Annotated in this window: 4 protein-coding genes; all 4 read right to left on the reverse strand. The window is 41.1% G+C overall.

Annotated elements, in window-relative coordinates; genetic code table 11:
• A partial coding sequence (locus BBROOKSOX_RS08840; protein ID WP_139661142.1) for an RHS repeat-associated core domain-containing protein occupies positions 1-725 on the reverse strand: 725 nt, incomplete at its 3' end.
• A complete protein-coding gene (locus BBROOKSOX_RS12195) occupies positions 722-2,293 on the reverse strand; it encodes an RHS repeat-associated core domain-containing protein (protein ID WP_257607824.1) in 1,572 nt (523 codons plus the stop codon). The genes BBROOKSOX_RS12195 and BBROOKSOX_RS08840, both read right to left, overlap by 4 nt.
• Positions 2,293-3,852 (reverse strand): RHS repeat-associated core domain-containing protein, encoded by a 1,560-nt coding sequence (locus tag BBROOKSOX_RS12200; protein WP_257607825.1) that lies wholly within the window; start codon positions 3,850-3,852, stop codon positions 2,293-2,295. The genes BBROOKSOX_RS12195 and BBROOKSOX_RS12200 overlap by 1 nt, the downstream gene beginning before the upstream one ends.
• 419 nt (positions 3,853-4,271) lie before the next feature.
• Positions 4,272-5,185 (reverse strand): RHS repeat-associated core domain-containing protein (locus BBROOKSOX_RS12205; RefSeq protein WP_257607826.1); only part of this gene is annotated, 914 nt, incomplete at its 5' end.

Consider the following 5,185-nt stretch of genomic DNA (forward strand, 5'->3'; position numbering starts at 1 on the left):
ACCGCCCCTGCTGAATCAGGGCTTATCCACCTCGTTAACCAAGGGGCTAGATATCTAGCGCCGTAGTAGCATAAACCGCTGCTGTCATCTCTTTCTTTTCCTGTGTAGCGGTAGCGTTTTTGTTGGACTTGGGTTTTGTCTTTGCCAGCGATGAGGGCAGTGCCACCATAGGGGTAGTAGTGTTCGTAGCTGAGGGTTTGGGCTTTGTCGTTGCACTCTAGGGTGCTGGATTGTAGGTGGCTGGTGAGTTGATAGCGGGTTTTTGAGTGACTTTGAGTGTTATCTTTGCTGATTTCACTGAGGATGTGAGTGCCAATGTGTAGAGTGCTGGTTTGTTGTTTTACTTTGTTAATTGAAATATCTAGTGAAGGTAGATAATCTCTTTGGTGTTGCACTTGGTTGTTGGATTCAATCACAGTGCGAACTCGTCTGCCTCGGTAATTATAAACATAGTATTGTGTGGTGTTGCTTTTATCTGCCTTGGTGACCTGGTTAAGGGTGTTGTTGTAGTACCAATGTAGAGTGCCAATGTTGTTGAGGGTTAGCAGGTTACCGTTGGCATTAAAGTCGGTGGTGGATTGCTGGGTTTCGGTGCCACGATTGTTATTTGGGTGGATGGTGAGGGTTTGTTGCCATGTGCTGCTGTGTGCTTGGTGTGAAAGGTGGGTTAGGTTGTTGCCTGTGTTGTAGGTGTAGGCTTGGCAGTAGGATTCTAAAGTACTCATAATTTTGTAGTTTCTGTACGCCTATTTATCATTGCAACAACAGGTTCAGGAGCGGATAGGTTGACTAACTTCGCTGGCATCTTTTCTATTATATTGCCAAATATCTCTCTCATAATGCTTTCTGAGCCATGAACTAAAAAAGTACCTTCTTTCGGATCCTCAACCCACACACCAAAATCAGGTGTCGTAGGTTTTCTACGACTATCAAAATCGGCGACATGTTCATCAATGACACTTTTGGGTGTTACAGCAATACTTGAATCTGCACACATATACTTAAAAGCAGGGTATGCTTTTGGGTTTACACCTTTATCCACCCCTATATCTGTTAGTGTATGGGATCCGCCAACCAAAAAGAGCGAACTTCCTTTGAAGCTTCCCATGCTTCGCATTCTTTCGTATTCTCTTCTATCACGCCAATAATCTCTACCAATATAATTAGAATTAAGGGTTGCCGACAGCATCATTACCTTTGTCCGTGAAGCTATTAATTCTTTGACTTCTTCAGATGTTAATTTTGGATATAGAGCTTGTGTTGTTTTTTGCTGATATAAAGTGCGGATAATTTTTGGATCCTTGAAAGGTATTGCGTATACACTAGCATCAATCGCTTCTATTATAAAATTTTGAAATTTAATTTCAGCGTTTAGGTTTACTGCTAAATAATTTCCTTGTGGTCTGTCGTGGAGTTCTCCAACCCAAATATTCAAATCTCTTTGATTTGCCTTATAAGCATTAACACTACTCACAAACCTACCCCAAGAGATAAGCGGAAAATGCCCCGTCGGATCGATATATTTAAGGGGATTATTGCCCACATAAATATACAAATTCAGACCATCAACTGCCCCCGCTGAATCAGGACTTATCCACCTCGTTAGCCAAGGGGCTAAGTATCTGGCACCGTAGTAGCACAAACCACTGCTGTCGTCTCTTTCTTTGCCCGTGTAGCGATAGCGTTTTTGTTGGACTTGGGTCTTGTCTTTGCCAGCAATAAGGGCAGTGCCACCATAGGGGTAATAGTGTTCGTAGCTAAGGGTTTGGGCTTTGTCGTCCAACTCTAGGGTGTTGGATTGTAGGTGGCTGGTGAGTTGGTAGCGGGTTTGGTTGGGGCTTTGGGTGTTGTTTTTGCTGTTTTCGCTGAGGATATAGGTGCCGATGTGCAGGGTGTTGGTTTGTTGCTTTGCTTGGTTGGTTGAGGTATCCAATAAAGGCAGGTAATCCCTTTGGCTTTGTACTTGATTGTTAGATTCAACCACGCTGCGGACTCGATTGCCTTGGTAGTCATAGACATGGTACTCTGTGGTGTTGCTTTTGTCTGTTTTAGTAAGTTGGTTAAGGGTGTTGTTGTAGTGCCAATGTAGGGTGTCAATGCTGTTAAGGGTTAGTAGGTTACCGTTGACATCAAAGTCGCTGGCAGATTGCTGAGTTTCGGTGCCACGGTTATTGTTTGTATAGATGGTGAGGGTTTGCTGCCAATCATTACTGTTTGCCTGGTGTGATAGATTGGTTAGGTTATTACCTGTGTCGTAGGTGTAGGTTTGGTGATAGGGTTCTAGTGGGTTCATCAAGTAGATCGAAGTGGTCTAGGTCGTGGTATAGGTTTAGGGGTAGATAGGTCGACTAATTTCATTGGCACTTCCTCTATTATATTACCAAATATCTCTCTCATGATGCTTTCTGAGCCATGAACTAAAAAAGTACCTTCTTTCGGATCCTTAACCCACACGCCAAAATCAGGTGTCGTAGGTTTTCTATAATTATCCAAAGAGGTGGTATGTTTATCAATGACACTTTTGGGTGTTACAGCAATACTTGAATCTGCACACATATACTTAAAAGCAGGATATGCTTTTGGGTTTTTGTCTTCTGTCGGCTTTATATTTGTTAGCGTATGGGCTGCGCCAACCAAAATGAGCGAACTTCCATTGAAACTTCCCATGCTTCGCATTCTTTCGTATTCTCTTTTATCACGCCAATAATCTCTACCAATACAATAAGAATTCAGGGTTACCGCCAGCATCATTACCTTTGTCATTGAAGCTATTAATTCTTTGACTTCTTTAGATGTTAGTTTTGGATGTAGAGCTTGTGTTGTTTTTTGCTGATATAAAGTGCGGATAATTTCTGGATCTTTGAAAGGTCTTACATCTACACCAGTATCAATCGATTCTACTATAAAATTTTGAAATTTAATTTCAGCGTTTAAGTTTACCATTAAATAATTTCCTTGTGGTCTGTCGTGGTCCTCTCCAACCCAAATATGCAAATCTCTTTGATTTGCCTTATAAGCATTAACACTGCTCACAAACCCACCCCAAGAGATAAGCGGAAAATGCCCTGTCGGATCGATATATTTAAGCGGATTATTACCCACATAAACATACAAATTCAAGCCATCAACCGCCCCTGCTGAATCAGGGCTTATCCACCTCGTTAACCAAGGGGCTAGATATCTAGCGCCGTAGTAGCATAAACCGCTGCTGTCATCTCTTTCTTTTCCCGTGTAGCGGTAGCGTTTTTGTTGGACTTGGGTTTTGTCTTTGCCAGCAATGATGGCGGTGCTACCATAGGGGTAGTAGTGTTCGTAGCTGAGAGTTTGGGCTTTGTCATCCAACTCTAAGGTGTTAGATTGTAGGTGGCTGGTGAGTTGGTAGCGGGTTTGGTTAGGGCTTTGGGTGTTGTCTTTGCTGCTTTCGCTGAGGATATGGGTGCCGATGTGCAGGGTGTTGGTTTGTTGCTTTGCTTGGTTGGTTGAGGTATCCAATAAAGGCAGGTAATCCCTTTGGCTTTGTACTTGGTTGTTAGATTCAACCACGCTGCGGACTCGATTGTCTTGATAATCATAGACATAGTACTCTGTAGTGTTGCTTTTATCTGCCTTAGTGATCTGGTTAAGGGTGTTGTTGTAGTGCCAATGTAGAGTGCCAATGTTGTTAAGGGTTAGCAGGTTGCCATTGACATCAAAGTCGCTGGTGGATTGCTGGGTTTCAGTGCCACGGTTGTTGTTTGGGTGGATGGTGAGGGTTTGTTGCCAAGTGTTGCTGTTTGCTTGGTGTGAGAGGTTGGTTAGGTTGTTGCCTGTGTCGTAGGCGTAAGTTTGCTGATAAAATTCTAGGGTAATCATTGTTATTAGAGTTCCTTTTGATATTTATGATGGCATGCGTTTAAGGATTATGCTGTTATTTAACCCTGTAAATCACAAGTTTAGCATACCTCTTATCTGAGACCTTTGCATAAATAGGAACAATCATCAGAAACCCACTTTTCACCTACTTGGCGATTTTTTAAACCCAGCCTTAGCCCTACTAGGACAAGGTTTAAAGAAATCACCAAGTGGGCAAAAATTGGATTTTGCTAATCATCCCTATTTACGCAAAGGTCTCTATCTACCTGTTTAGCAAGATTTAACTAGTAAAACTCAAGCACGCTATTACCGTCCAGTTGACTATCTTGTTAATAGCGCCTAGTTGAGAATTTGGATTTTTTTGTTGGGTTTTTTAGTTTAGTGCAGGGGTCTTTCTATATGTGGATTAAGATAGCAAGTTAAAGGGTGCTTTCTTCCCCTTTAAGTTTAATCCCTTTAAATAAAAGAAAACTCATCAAACTCTCATTATGTTGTACTTTAATTTCAGTCTTACCCTGCATACGATCATTCAGTCCGTAAAAATTTGATGGTGAATTTACAAGAAGAAACTCTTGTTTGGTGTAAACAGTTCTTTTCCATGGGTCTACTACCAAAGAATCGTCATTCCATTTTTCAGGATTAAATATAGAGGTTGATTGATCGCGATTAAGCACATTGAAAACATGATCAGGTTTGTCCATTGACACCTTTTCTACTATCATTTCAGGGTAATTTTTATTTAATTCACTCATCATCATATCAGTAAATTCCCCACAATTGCCAACTTTATATTGTTCAAAGAGCATATCCTTAAATTCATCACTTGCTGTAAAACGCATAGCGGCTCTATTGCTAGAGACTCCATGTTTTTTTTCTATATCAGCAATACGATTTTTTACATCAGATCGCAACACATTTATCTCGTTATCTACATCTCTGTAAGGAAGCTTCTCATAATAAAGCCGAGTAGAAGATTTCAATTCTCCCAATTTTTTAAATATATCCGACTGCAAAATTTCTTGTTGTATGGCTTTTATTCTTTCCATCTTTAAATCAAGTGATAGTGCTGATTCTTCTGCTTTGACATATTCTCCAGCATCTAATTTTATAGCCGCTATATTATTTATTCCTCCGATAGCCCCTTCTTCTGCATTTTCTTGCTCAATTTTAGTCTTAACATGCCCTGTCGGATCCCTATACTTAAGTGGATTATTACCCACATAAACATACAAATTCAAGCCATCAACCGCCCCTGCTGAATCAGGGCTTATCCACCTCGTTAACCAAGGGGCTAGATATCTAGCGCCGTAGTAGCATAAACCGCTGCTGTCAT

It is taken from the genome of bacterium endosymbiont of Bathymodiolus sp. 5 South (assembly GCF_900128535.1).
Taxonomy (GTDB): Bacteria; Pseudomonadota; Gammaproteobacteria; order PS1; family Pseudothioglobaceae; genus Thiodubiliella.